The following is a 14572-nucleotide window of genomic DNA, read 5'->3' as shown; positions in this document are numbered from 1 at the left end:
CGTGACCGTCGAACCGGGCTGTTGAGGCTCGGTTAAATCATGAGCGGCGTTGTGAGTGCCGACGTTTTGCACATCCATAGTGACCTCCGTGAAAACGCCAAGGTAAATCTGTCGGATTTCTTACCTTTTCGTTTGCACGAAGCGCCTGAGCGAGACGCGAAGCCCACGAACCGCTCGCCGGTCGTTCAGACCGGCCCGATCCTCAACCCTATGATTCGGGATACCAACCACCTTCCGGCCATCTCGCATATGCGCAGGCACGCCGACGCATCGGCGAACTAGCGAGCGATCGCGTCGGCGCCGACCAGCGGAAATACCCGATCCGGACTTGCGGCACCGCGCGCATACGCAACGCAGCACTTCGCGAGAATGTCCGTCGGATCCGCAAGCCATGCGGTGCGGCCGCTCTCCGACACATGTTCTCCCTGCGCAAGCAACAGCGGCAGCTCGGTGCAGCCGAGCACGATCACTTCGACGCCGCGGTCGATCAATGCATCGACTGCCGCGCGCACGTCGTTGACACACTCCCCTTCCGTCAACCCGGCCTTGACGCCGCGCGGACCGTAGATCGCGTTCATTACGCGGGCCTGCAGCGCCGGACCCGGCACCACCTGGGTCAGCCCGCAGGCCTCGAACGCTTTCTGATAGACGCCGCTCGCGATCGTGCCGCTAGTCGCGAGCAGACCCACCTCGCGCAGCGCGGGAAACGAACTGCGCAAGTATTCGACGGTTACCGTCAGCATATTCGCGATCGGCACGCTCAGATACGGTTGAATGCGCTCGACGTAGGCGTGCGCCGTATTGCAGGGAATTGCGATAATGTCCGCATCGCCCGCTTCGAGCTTCTTGCATGTCGCATAGAGCGAGACCGTCGGATCGGGCCCGTCGCCGATCAGATTCTCGGTGCGATCCGGAATCTGCGGATTCTGCTCGACCAGCAGCTTGATATGGTCCTGGTCGCGCGAAGCAGGGGTGTTGCGCACGATCTTGTGCATGAAATCCACCGTGGCCGCCGGTCCGACGCCGCCCACCACGCCAACCTTGAAGACACGTGCACGGCTGTCGTAGTGACCGTTCGCCGCATAGTGCGCATAGACCTGGTTCGAATCCAGGAGCGGAACGCCGAGCGTGCCGAGCTGATCGGCGACGAGCGGGATCTCGGTGAGTCCGGGCAGGATCAGTTCGGCACCCTGGGCAATCAGATCGGCGCACGCGGCGCGTAACAACTCGATCGGTCTGCCGCTCAGATTGCCCGCCTTGATGCCGTCGGCTCCATAAACCGCGCCCGTCACATCGTCCATCGCAGCCGCCTGCCGCACGCGCGGATGCAGCACGTCGAATTCGGGCGGCGTGAAATACCTCTCGAACAGCCGCACATCACGCAAATAGTCGGAGGTCAGTACACCGATTCGCCGTACCAACGGATAGCGTCGCCTGACGTGCCCGCGCAGTCCGTCGAGCATGTCGACGATCTGCAGCGACGCATTTTCCTGCAACTGATCGATAAAACTGTGACTGAGAAAGCACGGCAGCACCGCAGTCGTAATGCCGCGCTTCTCGAAGTTGCGAATCATGTCGAAGATGTATAGCTTGCGTTCGGTCGTCGCGGCGCGCGAGCCGCCTGCATTCGGAAACGGGTGCTGCTCGAACACCACATCGAAATGCTCGGCGTCGCTGCGTGCGGGCGTTGCCTTGACAAGTTTGAAAAAGATGTCGGCCCCGGCGAGCGGCCCGAGGCCGCCGATGATGCCGAACGAGCGCCGGGCAGAATCCGTCGTCGATACTTTCATGGTGCGGGTTCCGGAGGGTTCAGGCCTCGCCTTGCAACTGCTCGAACTGCGCGCCCTCGCTCGCCCGCGCGCCGGCACGCCGTGCCTCCCACTTCGCGATCACCGCGGTCGCCACGCTGTTGCCGATCACGTTCGTCATCGTGCGACCCATGTCCAGAATCTGGTCCACCGCCAGCACCAGCACGACGCCCTCGGCCGGCAGATGGAAGAGCGGCGCAACCGCGGCCACCACGACCACCGAGCCGCGCGGCACGCTTGCCATGCCCTTGCTGCTCAGCATCAGCACGAGCAGCATCAGTATCTGCTGCGACAGCGGCATGTCCATGCCGAACGCCTGCGCGATAAAGATCGCCGCGAACGACTGGTACATCATCGAGCCGTCGAGATTGAAGGCATAGCCGAGCGGCAACGTGAAGCCCGCGACCTTCTTGCTGACGCCAAAGCGCTCCAGCTGTTCGAGCAGACGCGGATAAGCGGCTTCGCTACTCGCCGTCGAGAAGGCCAGCATCGCGGGCTCGCGCACACACTTCAGTAGCGTGAACACGCGCCGGCCCAGGAACGCATAGCCGAGACCGATCAGCACGGCCCACAACAGCACGAGGCCGACATAGAACGAACCGATCAGCTTGCCGTAGGTAAACAGCACGTCGAGGCCGCGCAAGGTGACGGCCGACGCGATCGCGCCGAACACGCCGATGGGCGCCGCGCGCATGACATAGCCGGTTAGCCGCAGCATCACCGAGACCAGCCCGTCGACCGCGTGCACGATCGCCTGCACGCGCGGGTCGCGCTTGAGCGCGCTCAGGCCCACGCCGAAGAACACGGAGAAGACGAGAATCTGCAAGATGTCGTTGCGCGCCATCGCGTCGAGCAGGCTCGTCGGGAACGCGTGTTCGACCACGTCCTTGAAGTTGAGTCCGGCCGTGTTCAGGCCGGTACTGACGTCCGTGCCGCTCGCACTCATGTGCAGCGCAGCGCCCGGCTGCAGCGTATTGGCAAGTACGAGCCCGAGCGCAAGCGAGAACAGCGACGCGACGACGAACCATCCGATGGTGCGCAAACCGATGCGTCCCACCTCATCGCCGCTGTCCATGCCCGCCAGTCCCGCGACAAGCGTGGCAAACACGAGCGGCGCGATGATCATCTTGATGAGGCGCAGAAAAATATCGGTGATGATGGTGAAGTATCCGGCGATCGTCCTGGCCGACGCGGCGTCGGCGGCGCCGACATGACAGGCATAGCCCACGATCACCCCTAGCACCATGCCCGCGGCGATCTGCAGTGTGAGACGGCTTTTCATCATTGTCCTCTTCTATCCGGTTGTTGCGGGCGCAAGCGCCCCGTGCACGATCGGTTACCGGATCGCGCATCGATGGTCTCCTCCTCGGTGTCATAGCCATGACACCGGAAGACAGTACGGATACTAGAGGCGAACAAAATTCGCGGGATGCGGTGCTTGCATCGAGCTATGCGGCGCTCGCATAACCATGCGAAGTCAGTTCGCGGCGGCGATGTGATGCCACAGGTCGGCCAGCAACGGCGCGGTGTTGCCGCGGTCGCGATAGACGCGCAGTTCGAGATCGAGCATCCAGCGGCGCTCGCCGGCGGGCTCGAGCACGCCGTCCTCGAGCTCGCTTTCGATCAGGCTCTTCGGTAGCCATGCGATACCCGCCCCGTTCAGCACCATCTGCTTGAGCACGTCCGCCATGTCGGACTCGAAAAGCGGCTGCAACGCCGCGCTCGTGCCGGCATGACGCAACAGTAGTGCGTGACAGCGGCCGAAATAGGTCGACGCGCTGTAAGCGATCAGGGGCACCGGACGCTCCGCCGTGCCGGGCAGCCGCATATCGGACCCCGTGCGGCCGCTCGCGCGCCGTACCGGCATGAATACGTCGTGTCCCACGGTCCGATATTCGTAGCGCGCGGGATCGAGATGCAGTGGCAGTTCCGGGTGCTCGTACGCGAGCATGAGTTCGCAGTTGCCGTTGACGAGCATCACGATCGAATCGTGAACGTTGGTCGGAACCACGCGCACGCGCAGGTCCTTGAAGCGATCCTGCAGCGAATCGAGCCACGCGGGCACGAAACCGACGGCGATCGTATGTCCGGCGGCAATTTGCAGGCCGGTTCCGGGCATGCGCTGGTCCATCCGGATGATGGAGCGCGTGTCGAACAGCTTGCGCAGGATGTCGTCGGCCGCCTCCTTGAAGAGGCGGCCTGCCGGCGTAAGCGTCAACGGGTAGCTGCCGCGATCGATCAGATCGGCGCCGACCCACTGCTCGAGCGCCTGGATGCGCCGGCTGAATCCCGATTGCGTAACGTTGCGCATGTCCGCAGCGCGCGAAAAGCTCTGATATTGCGCGAGGGCAACGAAGTCCTCGATCCACTTCACTTCCATGTTCGCTCCGGCATCCGATGCGATCGCCCATGCCCTCTCTTCACGGCCGCGCGCATCGTCCACGCCGGAAAGCACGGCAAGATTATCCTGAAAAAAAAGCGGGTGTCATGCGGCCGTGCAGCGTGCGATTCGTGTGGGACGCAGTGTCTTCGTAGCGGCAAGGGACCTGTTTTCGCACCCCGATAGATTGGGCGACGTGCGCGCCTGCGGGCCGCCGCGGTCACGCACGACTGTCTTTCAACCAACCGTGAGGACGCAATGTCTATCGACATTCCAACCAGCATGCCCGGCATGAGCGACATGATGAACAACATCGCCGACTACAGTAACAAGCTCGGCGACGAGGCGCAGAAATACATCGACAAGTACACCACGCAGGTGATGACGTATATGCAGAACTCGATGACGCCCGGAGAGAACAACCCGCAGTACCAGTCCGCGCTCGATGCGTGGAAGAGCAAGAATCCGGACGCCGCCGCGCAGTTCGACAAGAACGCGAACGACCCGAAAAAGAAGAAGGATGTGATCAACAACTTGCAGATGGCTATCAATCGCGGCGAAATCACGAAGCAGCAGGCCTCGCAACTGTTGACCCAAGGACCGGCTGCGCACGAGTACGACTTCACGTCGAAAGGGCATACGGGCACGTCGGCCGGCGCTTATGCGATCGCGAACCAGACGGGGGGCGCGCTCGATGGCGACTCGTCCGATCCGAAGAAGGCCGGTCGCGAGTACGACGCGGCACAGGTGTTTTCCCTCGGCGGCCTGTTGCCGAATCCGGTGAGCACGCTGCTCGACCCGACGGTCAGCCACTCGTTCGGCAGTGTGATGGGGTCCGGGCTCAATCTGCTGAACCCGGGCGGCTCGATTCTGCACAACCTCATGTAGCAACGGTCGCGGCTCGCGACTTGCGCGCGAGCCGCGCGGCCGTGCCGTGGCGGGAATCGCAACGGGCGCGGCGTGCCTTCAATGATCGACGAACGCGTCGACGGACGCGCGCAGCGCCCGGCCCATGTCGTCGAAACGTTGCCGCTGCACGGCGGCGAATCGCTCGTACGCGCCGCGTAGACGCTCGCGATCGCCGGCGCACGATGCGAGGCGCGCCAGCGCCCGTGCGCCGAAATGCGGATCGTCGCAACTGAAATTCCAGCCGCTCACGCCCGCTTCGTCGAACAACTGCTCGATGCGCTCATCCATCGACACGCCGACAGCCGGCACGCCGTGCGCGATGGCCAGCACCGCCGCATGAAAGCGCGTGGTCACCACACAGCGCGCATGACCGACCGTGGCGGCCACCGCATCGAGCGTCTCGCGCCCGCGTGCGACGATGCGCACCGGAAACGGCAGCAGTGCGGCGATTTCGTCGCAAGCCGCCAGATCGAGGCGCTCCATCGCGACCAGCACAGGCTCGATGCCTTGCGCGCGCAACCCGGCCGCCAACATGGCAAAGCTGGCCTTATAGGCGGAAAAGCGCCGCGCACGCTCGTCGTCCCACGTATGAAACGTAAGCGGCCCGTGACGCAACGGCGACTGGACGTCGCTGCCGTCGAGCCGATACGCCCGGCGCACATCGGTCTGCACGGGCCACCAGTACGGGTTGTTGGGACAGAGCGCCGCATAGGGGGCTTCGCGCGCTGCCGGTTGCGTGGCGCGGAACCCCCATGCACTGTCGGCCCCCATGCGCGTGTCGATGCCGAGCGCCGCCAGTTGGCGCGCAGCGCCCGCGCTGCGGCAGAACACGGCGGCGCGCGCGGCGTTCACCGCCGCGAAGCGCGCGAGCCGCGGCGTCATCGCGCCCGCATCGACGCCGTATGCGCAGGCGAGCGCACCGTGTGCGTCGGCAAACGCCACGCCGCCGATCAACATGCCGGCGAGCGCATCGGAAAACTTGGACGTGTACGTCGAGCCCTCCACATTGAGCACCACGTCGAAGCGCCGCAGCGCGGCATCGAGCGCGTCCGGCACATACAGCGACTCGGGCTGCAGCCGTTCGACCGACGCGAGTACCGGATGATCGATCAGATCGCCGCAGCCGAATAGCGCAATGTCGAGCGTGCGCCCGGCGAAAAGGCGCCGCATCTGCCGGATGATTTCGATCGCGCGCAGATCCGCACCCGTGTTGCCGGCGCCGACGTAGCCGAGCAGCAGCATGCGCAGCGGCTCGCCGCGCCGTCGCGTCGCGCGCACGCGAGCGGTGGTGCGCGTGATGTCGATCAGCTGCTGCAGATCGTCGAGAAACACGCTGTCGGGCTCGGCCGCGCCGAGAAAGCGCAGTTGACGCGCCATTCGATGATTGAAATTGCAGCTCATGAACTCAGTACACCTCGTGACGTAGCGAAGACGGCAGCCCGCAACGCAAGGGCCACCTGGCGCATGCCGGTCACCCCTGACGACGGCTCGACGCGCACCTCCAGCACGGTGACGCCGGCGCGCGTACACGCCGCATCGAGTGCCGCTCGCAGTTCCTCGCGGTTGGATGCACGCGCGTGCCACAAGCCGAACGCCGACGCCATGCGCGAGGTGTCGAAGGCATAAGGATTGCGAATCGCGGTTTCGTAGCCGCGCAACCGGGCAAGCGGCAGAAAGTCGAAGATTGCGCCACCGCCGTTGTCGAGCACGCACACGCATGCTGGCGTCGTGATGCGCTGCGCGGTGGCAAGCGCTGGCAAATCGTGCAGGAATGCCTGATCGCCGAGCACGAGCATGCCGGCGTCTGCGCGGGCGCGCGCCTCGCCGAGGAAGGTGCTGAGCGTACCGTCGATCCCCCAGACGCCGCGATTCGCATAGACGGCCTGCCGATTCGACCGCGTGTCGTACAACAGATCGGCGTGCCGGATCGACATCGAATTGCCGAGATGTAGAAACGCGAAGCCGTCGTGCGCGTAGAGTTCGCGCATCGCCGGCAGCTCGCCCCAGTCGAGTCCTTCCACCGCCTCGCGGCGCACCGCCGCGGCTTCGCTTGCCGCCGCCTGCCATTCGCGACGCCATCGTTCGTCGCCGTCCGCAAGCGCGGCCGCGAGTTCGCGCAACTCGGCGCGTACAGGCCCGATGAGCGGCTCGAAGCGCGGATGCAGATAGTCGCGTTCGCGGCGCGCCGCGGACACCTTGATCGTCGGGCACGGGTGCGCTTCGAGGTAGTCCTGCACCACGGGCATCACCGGCGCGAGGCCGAAGCGGATCAGCAGCTCGGGGGGCTCGCGCGTCACCGCGCGCCGCAACGCAAGCGCGTCGTGGCCATTGAGCACGTGCTCGAACCCGCTGCCGCGCAAGCCGCTGCCGGTGTCAGCCAGAACCGGTAAACCAGACTCGCGAACGAACTCCGTGAGCCACGCGAGCGGCACGTCGCAGTCGGGCCCGGCCACCACCAGCGCGCGCATCCCCGGACGCAGACCGAGCCGGGCCGCAAGTGCGCCGATGTTGTTGCCCTCTCGCGGTGGCGGCGCAGGCGGCGCCTCCGCATGGCCGGCTTCATGCAGCACATCGGCTGGCACCGGATGCGGTTCGGTCGCATCATAGCGGCCCGCAAGCGGGATATTCACGTGCACCGGGCCGGGACGCACGCCGTGCGCTTCGGCCAGCACCGCGGCCACGTCGCGCCGCAGCGCGGCGAGCGCGGCACGGTCCGCGACCGGATCGTGCAGATCGACATTCGCACGAACGAACGCACGGCACGCGCCGAGGTGATCGATCATCTGGCCGAAGCCGCTGTTGCGCAACGCGCGCGGACGATCGCAGGTCAACAGCAGGAGCGGCAACCCGCACTCGTCGGCTTCGGTCAGCGCCGGCACCGCGTTCGCCACCGCGGAACCCGATGTCGTGACCATCAGCACCGGTTCGCCCGTGGCCTTCATCATGCCGACCGCGGCGTACGCGGCGCTGCGCTCGTCAGCAAAGACAAGCGTATCGGCAAAGCGCGGATCGCCGTGCACGGCCATCACCATCGCCGACGAGCGCCCGCCAGGGCACAGCACCGCGCGCCGCACGCCCGTGCCGGCGAGCACATCGAGAATGCAGCGGAGCCACAGTTCGTTCAGGTTGCGCACCGCCGGCGGGCCGGCGGTGAATTTTGCGGGACCGTCAAGAGCGGCCGGGTTCGCCGCACCGCGGGATAGCGGCGCCGTTACAGGCGCGTTTGCGCCACTCACGCGTTCGAGCATTGCGCCTCCTCGGCAAGCTTGCGCTCCATGATGCGGCGCGCGCGAATTGCGCCGCCGTCGATCGGCAGCAACACGGGCTGCCGCTCCCAGAAGCCGCTGTCTCCCAGCGCTGCCTGCTGCGCCTCGAGCATCGGCAGATCTTCATTGCGAAACGGCGTAACGAGCCCGGCGAGCGCATAGTCGACGAGCGTGCGCGCAGCCGGACCGAGCGTCTTCGGCAGACCGAACGCAAAAAAATAGTGCGTGCTAGCGGAGGTCTCGGGCGTCAGCAGATGAGCCGAACGCGACTCGCGCCCATACGTCACGCCCGTTGGCGCCACGCGAATGTCAATCGCCATGAGCCCGGGCGGGTCCCAGCGCACTTCGAACCGACGGTCGACGCACATGCCGTCCGGCACGCCGAATGCGCGTGCGATGAACGACGGCAGTTGCTCCGCCTCGGTACGCCGGTGCGATCTGACCGTCTCGCCAGACTCGCTGAAGCGGCCCGGATCGCCCGCAATCGCCGGGCTGCCGAGCGTGTCCGGATGCAAATACTGAAAATGGCTGAGGTCCAGCAGATTGTCGGCGCTCAACTGATAGTGCGCGTGCGTCAGCAGATAGCCAGTGCTCACCTCGTTGTGCTCGGGATCGACGAACGAAAAATCCGGCAGCGCGGCGGGCGCGCCCTCGGCGCGCGCCGGCTCGCCCATCCAGATCCATATCGCTCCATAACGCTCGAGCACCGGATAGCTGCGTACGCGCGCAGCCTCCGGAATACGGCCGTCGCCGTGCGGATTCAACGTGCAGCGGCCGGTCCCGTCGAAGCGCAGACCATGATAGGCGCAGCCGACCGTGCCATCGCGCACATCGCCCTTATGCAGCGGCGCGAAGCGATGGGGACAGCGGTCCGCGAGCGCATGCGCGCGGCCTTGCGGATCGCGAAACAGCACGACTGGCTCCTCGAGCAGCGTGCGCGCGAAAGGTCGATCCGCGACCACTTCAGCGCTCCACGCTGCGACATACCAAGCATTCCTGATAAACATCGTCGGTTTCCTGTTCGGCGATATCGTGAATTGCGCGCATGCTGTGTTGCCGCTGTCGCGTCAGCGCGACAGCGGCAACACGCCCCAGCGCTCCAGCGTCGACTTGATCGAGCGTACGTAGGCATCGCGTTGCCTCGGCGTTTCCGAGTGATACGCGCCGATCGCATCCCACGTGTTGCCGTACTTGATCATCTTTTTCTTTAGGTGCCACGCGGCGACATAAACGTTCACACATTCGTCGTGAAGCGCCAACACGCCGATACCGAAACGGGCCAGCTCGCGTAGATGTACCGAATTGATCTGCAATTCGCCGATGTCGACAGAGCCGTTTGCGTTTCGATGCTCGGCTGCAGGATTGCCACGCGACTCCACCCAGGCAATCGCGCGCAGTATCGTCGCGCTCACACCCTGGTACGACGCCGCACTATCGAAGCAATCCGCGAACGCGGGGCGGCTCAGGAAAACAAGCGCGCATACAAGCACCGCGTGCAACGTGATTCGTGCACTGCCGCGAGGCGGCTGACGATGCGCATAACAGCAGCGTCTGCGATTCATCTTCAGTCCTTTGATCGTTGAAAGTTGCGGGGCCGCATCGCGCACTGACGATCCGTGCGGGCCGGCGGGCGTCGCGATGAAAATTAGCGATCCGCAACGAGGCTGTCCATCGGAATCCAGACCGGCTACGCTTGCCGCTTCGCGTCGCCGCCAGGCGCTTCGGACCGTTCGGCGAGGCAGGCGCCGCCGCCGCATGCCGGTTCGCGTCGTGTCGCGCGGCTTCGCACGCGGCACGCCGCCCACCCACGTCACTCGCCTATAACCGCGTCATCGGCACCCGTGCGCGCCATTCGAAGGCCACCGCAAATGCCATGACCTCTTTTCAGCGAGAAACACGTGTTGACAGAAGCCACCTCGAACACAACGGCTCCAGTGTCGGGCGTCGATATTCCGGAAGATCTAACGCCCGAGCACGGCAAGCAGCTTGCGCGGCCCGGCAGCACGCGCCTCGAATCAAAGACGATGCAAGTCGGCGCAACGCTTGCCCCTCTGATGCGCGACACCGGGAACGATGCGCATACGCCGGTCGGGCAACAGCGTCGTCCGAGCATCCGCGTATCGCGATTGCCATCGCGAACGAGATCGAACGACGTGCGTTCGCCGTCGCCGCTCGATTCGCGTTCGCCTTCGCCGTTCGATATACGTTCGCGTTCGCCACTCATCGCTCCGTCGCCGCGCAGGCCTGCGGATCCCGCCATCGTCAGGCAACTGGACAGCAGAGCACACAGTCCCATTATCGACCGCTCGATCAGCCCGGCCATCGATAAACCAGTCAACCCACCGCTGGGGGCGAGCGCATTCACGGTGCACAACACTCGCGCCGAAGATTCGATCGAAAGAAAGGGATCCCTTCCATCGCAAGCGAACAAGGTCGACGACGCCCACGTCGAGGGTCATGAGGCGGACGAGATCAGTGAAACCCACATTAAAGATCACGATTCGATGCCACCGGCTTATTCGCCACCGCCTCAGCCCGGGCGCTATGCGGCGCCGCCTGGGCCACCGCCACACATGCAGCAGCTCGAATCGCCACCGCCCTATTCGCCAGCCGACGTCGCGCCGCCGCCCTATCTCTCGCCCGAGCGGTATCAACTGCTGCAGGACGTCGAGAGGATGACGAAAGGCATGGGGATGCTCGGCAAATTCATGGTTAATGTCGTCGGCAGCATTCTGCAGTTTGCGCAGCACTGCAGCGACATGCTCTACCAGCTCACGAGGCATTAGACGCTCGCGTCATGAGCCACACCACTTCGCCAGGTAACGCCGAAAGTAACAGAACGTCAAAAATTGCTGAGCCCGCCCGCACTGAATGCAACGATGCTGCCAACGAACGATGCAACCTAAACGTCGTTTCCCATCACGAACATTCCTGCAGGAGCGCTCCATGTCGTCCACCTTGTACTTCGCGGTTACGTCGGCTCTCTCATCGGCGCACGCCGCTGCGTCGTTCAGCACGAAGATGCTCGCCGGCCAGTTTCACGACGCGGCTGCCGTCGCCGCCGCGCGCGTCGATCACGAACGGCCCGACGATGCGCCGAGCCAGGCGGAACTGCAGGCATACGCCGATGTGCAGCTCGTGCTCGGCCGCTATGAGGATGCCGAGGAAACGTACCGGTTGGCGCAAAAAGCCATGCGCGGCGAACGCAGCGCGATCCGCGCCGCGCTGTGTCGCAATGCGGGCTGGCAGGCGCTATTCCAGAACCATCTCGGCACCGCTCTGATGTGCTTCAAGCGCATCGCCGACGATGACGAGGCAAGCAACGAGCAACGCCTCGAAAGCCTCGTCGGCGCCGCGCTCGTGCTGTTCCATCTAGGCCGCCTCGACGGCGTGCGCAAGCGTCTCGAAGCAATGTCCGCGCTCGCCGCGCTCGCGCCGGACTTCCGCTGGCGCAGGCTCGTCGACACGCTGCGCCACGATCTGCTCGTGCAGTACCGGCTGCGCTCGACCGAACCGCTTGCCGATCACATCTACTGGCAATCGGTCATCGCCGAATTCATGCCGGCGCACGTCGGCGATGGAATGCCTACACTGGCGGACGACAGCACCCCCGCCATCGCGGTGCTCACGCGGCGAATCGACTACCTGCATCACTTGCAGGCCCTCGCACGGGGCAGCCACGCAGCGCTCGGCCAGATCGACGCGCATTTGCGCTGGAGCCAGAGCGCGGGACTCGACGACTATCACCGCAGTCTGCGTCTCGAAGTCGCTCTCGGCGCGCTCGCGGGCAAAGCGCCGCATGTCGCCGAAACGATGCTGCATATGTTTCGCGACTCCCCTATGCAAGGCGTACAGCACGCGCGCTGGTATCTCGAGTACCTGTATTGCCAGGCGAAGGTTCGACAGCAGCAAGGGCGTCTTGGCGACCACGCGCAGTGGTACGGCCGCTACGCGCTGATGTCGATCAGGCATGTGCGCGCCGACAGCGTCGCGCTGCCTGCCACGCCGGCCGAACAGACACAGCCCGCGCCCGACGACATCAGCGCGCGGCTGCCCGGCAAATATCGTCGTGCGTATCGCTACCTTGTCGACAATCTCGAACGCGCGGACCTGTCCGTGCGCGACGTCGCGACGCATATCGGCGTCACCGATCGAGCCTTGCAGGCCGCATTCAAGGCACACCTCGGCGTGTCGCCGAGCGAGCTGATCCGCAACAAGCGGATGGAGCATATCCGCGAGGAACTGATGGTCAGCGACTCTCATTCGGCCAGCGTGTTGCAGATCGCCAACCGCTGGGGCGTGCAGCATCGCTCGACGCTACTCAACGGGTATCGGAAGATGTTCAAGGAAGCGCCGTCCGAGACGCTCTCGCGATGAAAGAGGCACGTCGATGAACACCTTTTGTCCACCGGCCACCATCGAAACCGACGACATCAGGCTGCGGCCTTTCACCGACGCCGATGCGGATGCGCTCTTCGAAACGTTGCTTGGCGATCCGGCCGTCACCGAGTGGCTGCCGTTTCCGACCCACCGTCATGTCGACGACACGCGACTTTTCATCCGCAGTTGCCAGCTGGGCTGGAACAGCAGAACCTGTTTTACATGGGCGATGGAGGATCTGCAAAGCGGACGCCTCGTCGCCGCGGTCGAACTGCAACCGGCGCCGCCGCGCGCGGAGATCGGCGTGATTACGAGCCGGCGCGAAGGCCACCGCCGGCGCCGCGCCGGTCTTGCCGCGCTGCTGAGGCTGATCGGCTGGCTGCTTGCACAGCCGCAGCTTTGTCGCATCCATGCGTATTGCGCACCCGAAGGCGCCGCAGCCAGTACGATGACGCGCCTCGGTTTTACGCTCGAGGGCCGGCTTGCGAACTGGGAGCCGCGGCCCAACCGGCATCTGCCCGCAGGCGACGCGCTGCTTTTCGCGATTACGCGTGCGCCGCATGAGCCAGCGCCGGTCATTTCACACCGGGTCGTCGCGAGAAAGGCGCCGCGTCCGGCACTCGACCCTGTCGCCGCGGCATAACGCCGAGGTGGAGGTCAGCGTCCCGGTCTCCTCGGGTCGAAAAGAACATGATTCGCGTGATTGACGCGCGCTTCGCGCATCGATTCACGCCACGCGCCACGCCCGCCCTACACTTCAGACGCGGGTCATCGCGCTTCCGCCGCGCGCTTCGAGCGTTCACCCATGCTGCACGACCTTGATAAATCCAGCCTCGGCGAACATGTCGACGATGTTTTGCCGAGCTTCGATCAAATGCCGGACAAACCGCATATGCTGGCGTATGCACCGGTATATACGTCGGCCACTCCGGCGATCGCCCAGCACAGTCCGCTATGCGGGCTGCAGCAGTTGAACGGCGGCCGGCGAGCGCCCGACTACAGCCGTTTTGTCACGCGGGAACAACAGGACGCGATCAGCACCGGTTCGCATGACGAACTTAACGCGGCCAACAAGTCCGCGCTTGCCGAAGCGATTCGCCGTAGCCGGCAGGATCACGCCTTTCGCACGCTCGCGTGCGACGACGACGCGACCGCCGTGCAGGACGAACCATCAAGGCCGGCAGGCACTCGCGCGCACTTCCAGCTCGAGGCCACCGATCAGCGGCCACTGCTGGAAAAATCGGTCGAGTGCGAGCCGCCGGAAGTAGAGCGCAGCCGCCGCGATTCAGAACTAAGCGGGCAGTCGGATAACAACCAGGCGTTCCGCCGCCATCTCGAACGCAACGGATTGGAGAGCATTCCTAATTCCGGTTCCGGCAACAATTGCGCAATCTATTCGCTCGTTCAGCAGTTGAGGCCTCATTTGCAGGGTAAGGCACTGGACGACGAAGTCGGCGAGATTCGCGCAAGATACGACGACGCGGTCGACGAAGTGCGCCGCAGCCAGCCGAACCGCCCGAATGAGCGCGGCAAGATGCTGTTTTTCGATACAGGTAGCAACAGCAGCGCATCGACGCTTCTAGATCTCATCAACGAGCGCTATGACGTGAATGTCAAGGTCGGAGTGGTACAGGCAGGTCTCGGCGATGCCGATGTTGTACGACTGGGAACAGTCCGCGGGTCGAGCACGGCGAACCGGGACTATACCCATCGGCTCGTGGTATGGGATCAGCTCGGTCACTACGAGGCCGTGACCGCGCACGATCCCACTCATTTGACAACGCCGCCGTCGCTGATGCGCGCCTGAAGCGCTCTAGTGGTGTGCGTAA

General features: G+C 64.7%; 12 protein-coding genes. 5 read left to right on the top strand and 7 right to left on the bottom strand.

Translation table 11 applies throughout. The features are described from left to right. Positions 1–278 precede the first annotated feature (278 nt). From BTO02_RS22765 to BTO02_RS22755, 3 genes are all read right to left on the bottom strand, one after another. Positions 279–1790 carry an aspartate/glutamate racemase family protein gene (locus tag BTO02_RS22765; RefSeq protein WP_075159499.1) on the bottom strand — a complete coding sequence of 504 codons (1512 nt, stop codon included), beginning with the start codon at positions 1788–1790 and terminating at the stop codon, positions 279–281. A 19-nt stretch (positions 1791–1809) separates the two neighbouring features. Next, a complete protein-coding gene (locus BTO02_RS22760) occupies positions 1810–3090 on the bottom strand; it encodes a dicarboxylate/amino acid:cation symporter (RefSeq protein WP_075161280.1) in 1281 nt (426 codons plus the stop codon). Between the two features lie 195 nt (positions 3091–3285). Next, positions 3286–4188, bottom strand: a complete 903-nt coding sequence (locus BTO02_RS22755) for a LysR substrate-binding domain-containing protein (RefSeq protein ID WP_075161279.1) — start codon at positions 4186–4188, stop codon at positions 3286–3288. 258 nt (positions 4189–4446) lie between these two features. Here BTO02_RS22755 and BTO02_RS22750 point away from each other — a divergent pair, with 258 nt between their 5' ends. Next, a complete protein-coding gene (locus tag BTO02_RS22750) occupies positions 4447–5076 on the top strand; it encodes a hypothetical protein (protein ID WP_156883946.1) in 630 nt (209 codons plus the stop codon). 78 nt (positions 5077–5154) lie between these two features. Here BTO02_RS22750 and BTO02_RS22745 read toward each other — a convergent pair whose 3' ends face one another. From BTO02_RS22745 to BTO02_RS22730, 4 genes are read right to left on the bottom strand one after another with little or no spacing between them, the layout of a single operon-like run. Beyond that, complete coding sequence (locus BTO02_RS22745; RefSeq protein WP_075159497.1) at positions 5155–6498, bottom strand: polysaccharide pyruvyl transferase family protein; 1344 nt, start codon at positions 6496–6498, stop codon at positions 5155–5157. Continuing rightward, on the bottom strand, positions 6495–8345 hold the full coding sequence (gene menD / locus BTO02_RS22740; protein ID WP_075159496.1) for a 2-succinyl-5-enolpyruvyl-6-hydroxy-3-cyclohexene-1-carboxylic-acid synthase: 1851 nt from the start codon (positions 8343–8345) through the stop codon (positions 6495–6497). The genes BTO02_RS22745 and menD overlap by 4 nt, the downstream gene beginning before the upstream one ends. Next, the gene (locus BTO02_RS22735) at positions 8330–9370 is read right to left on the bottom strand and encodes an aromatic ring-hydroxylating dioxygenase subunit alpha (RefSeq protein WP_075159495.1); all 1041 of its coding nucleotides are present in this window, start codon (positions 9368–9370) and stop codon (positions 8330–8332) included. The genes menD and BTO02_RS22735 overlap by 16 nt, the downstream gene beginning before the upstream one ends. A gap of 60 nt (positions 9371–9430) precedes the next feature. After that, entirely contained in the window at positions 9431–9925 is a 495-nt protein-coding gene (locus BTO02_RS22730; RefSeq protein WP_083615510.1) for a lytic transglycosylase domain-containing protein, read from the bottom strand. Positions 9926–10297: 372 nt separating this feature from the next. On the opposite strand from BTO02_RS22730, the gene BTO02_RS22725 reads away from it, so the two are divergent. The 4 genes from BTO02_RS22725 (at position 10298) to BTO02_RS22710 (ending at position 14550) form a co-directional block, all read left to right on the top strand. Further along, positions 10298–11149, top strand: a complete 852-nt coding sequence (locus BTO02_RS22725; protein ID WP_075159494.1) for a hypothetical protein — start codon at positions 10298–10300, stop codon at positions 11147–11149. Positions 11150–11309: 160 nt separating this feature from the next. Then, positions 11310–12740: a helix-turn-helix transcriptional regulator gene (locus BTO02_RS22720; RefSeq protein ID WP_075159493.1), complete on the top strand. Its 1431-nt coding sequence runs from the start codon at positions 11310–11312 to the stop codon at positions 12738–12740. A gap of 13 nt (positions 12741–12753) precedes the next feature. Next, complete coding sequence (locus BTO02_RS22715) at positions 12754–13386, top strand: GNAT family N-acetyltransferase (protein ID WP_075159492.1); 633 nt, start codon at positions 12754–12756, stop codon at positions 13384–13386. A 60-nt stretch (positions 13387–13446) separates the two neighbouring features. Further along, a complete protein-coding gene (locus BTO02_RS22710) occupies positions 13447–14550 on the top strand; it encodes a hypothetical protein (protein WP_156883945.1) in 1104 nt (367 codons plus the stop codon). The last annotated feature ends 22 nt before the right edge of the window (positions 14551–14572 follow it).

The sequence above is a fragment of the Paraburkholderia sp. SOS3 genome, from assembly GCF_001922345.1.
In the GTDB taxonomy this organism is placed as follows: Bacteria; Pseudomonadota; Gammaproteobacteria; order Burkholderiales; family Burkholderiaceae; genus Paraburkholderia.
The sequence above is the reverse complement of the archived record's forward strand: the minus strand, read 5'-3'. Positions and strand labels throughout refer to the sequence as shown.